This is a genomic window from Paracoccus sp. SY, from assembly GCF_002901215.1.
In the GTDB taxonomy this organism is placed as follows: domain Bacteria; phylum Pseudomonadota; class Alphaproteobacteria; order Rhodobacterales; family Rhodobacteraceae; genus Paracoccus; species Paracoccus acridae.
Map to the genome: position 1 here is coordinate 1 of NZ_NWMQ01000221.1, position 428 is coordinate 428.

The window sequence follows — 428 nt, forward strand, 5'->3', positions numbered from 1 at the left end:
AGAAAACCCCCGCGCGGGGTCCGCACGAGGGGAGGTTCAATAACACAGGTTTGCCGACCTGTATCAGCTCTACTTGTTAGGAGCGATCGTGATTGAATCCGTCCCAAAAATCAAGCGTGAAAACGCATCTGTGCGAACGAATGCGTTTTGGCTGCGGCTCCCGTGCTCCCAGTTTCCGAGGAGCAAATGGCACGAACGTTTACCGCAAAGGCCCATTCCCGTCGCGATCTGCCAGTCTACCCATCCCTGCCTTCCGGATGGCAGCGCGACGCCTTTATTCACCTTGTGGAGCGGGTCGCCCCGCATCTCGGCGTCGGCCGCGCGGCTGCGCATACATGGACCCGGCTTGCTGCCATGACTCGGCCAGCAGAGTGGATGGAGCCCGACCGAGAGCCAAGCGTTTATGCCGCTGCGTCCGAACTGGCAAA

Annotated in this window: 1 protein-coding gene; it reads left to right on the forward strand. The window is 60.0% G+C overall.

The annotated features are described in order from the left end of the window. Nucleotides 1–186 precede the first annotated feature (186 nt). On the forward strand, nucleotides 187–428 hold a 242-nt coding region (locus CK944_RS23900; RefSeq protein ID WP_205049149.1), incomplete at its 3' end, for a hypothetical protein.